At 69.8% G+C, this 1100-nt stretch carries 1 protein-coding gene; it reads right to left on the bottom strand.

Annotated features, from left to right (window positions below; genetic code table 11):
- The coding region (locus AB0J39_RS39720; RefSeq protein WP_363474393.1) for an amino acid adenylation domain-containing protein at positions 1-1100 on the bottom strand (1100 nt) is incomplete at both ends.

Raw genomic sequence — 1100 nt, 5'->3', positions numbered from 1 at the left:
TCTCCGGTGCGGTACATGCGCGACCCCGGCGGACCGAACGGGTTGGCGACGAACCGCTCTGCTGTCAGTCCGCTTCGTCCGAGGTAGCCGCGGGCCAGCGATGGTCCGGTGATGTAGAGCTCTCCGGGTGTTCCGGCAGGCACAGGAGTGAGGTGGTGGTCGAGGAGCAGCAGACTGCCGGCGGTGACGGCGGATCCGAGGGTGGGGGGGTGGCCGGGGGTGAGGGGGTGGCTCGTGGTGGCGCAGACGGTGGTCTCGGTGGGGCCGTAGGCGTTGACGAACCTCCGCCCGGCAGCCCAGTGGTCGATCACTTGGGGGGTGCAGGCCTCCCCCGCCACCACCAGGCAGGAGACGGTCGGCAGCGCCACATCCGCCATCGCCGCCAACGCCGACGGGGGAATGGTCAGGTGGGTGATGTGGTGGTGGTCGATGGTGGTGGCCAGGGCGGTGCCGGGGGTGAGGTGGTCTTCGGGTGTGGTGACCAGGGCGGCGCCGGACAGGAGTGCGGTGGTGAGTTCCCAGAAGGCGGCGTCGAAGCTGGGTGAGGCGAATTGGAGAACGCGGCTGCCGATTCCGGGGGTGAGGCGGTTGTGTTGGGTGTGGGCCAGGGCGCTGATGCCGCGGTGGGTGACCACTACTCCCTTGGGTCGGCCGGTGGAGCCGGAGGTGTAGATGACGTAGGCGGGGTCGTCGATCCGGCAGGTCACCCCTTGGAGGGGCTCGATGTCCTGAAGGTTCCGGTGGAGGTCGTCGAGGGTCAGGCAGTGAACGTTGCCGGTGTCGATGCCGTCCGGTAGTGCGCCGTCGGTGGTGAGCAGGAGGGTGGGGGTGGCGTCGTCGAGCATGTACTGCAGGCGTTCGGCGGGGTAGCGCACGTCCAGGGGGAGGTAGGCGGCTCCGGCTTTCAGGGTCGCCAGGATGGCCAGGACCAGATCCGCTCCGCGGGGTAGGGCGATGGCGATCAGGTGGCCGGGGCCGGCGCCGTGTTCTTTGAGGAGGGTGGCCAGGCGGGCGGCTTGGGTGTCGAGCTGGGTGTAGGTGAGTGATCCGCCGGGGTGGATCAGGGCGGTCGCGTGTGGGGTGGCGGTGACCTGCCGGGT

This window comes from Microbispora sp. NPDC049633, from assembly GCF_040675265.1.
GTDB classification, from domain to species: Bacteria; Actinomycetota; Actinomycetes; order Streptosporangiales; family Streptosporangiaceae; genus Microbispora; species Microbispora maris.
The sequence above is the reverse complement of the archived record's forward strand: the minus strand, read 5'-3'. Positions and strand labels throughout refer to the sequence as shown.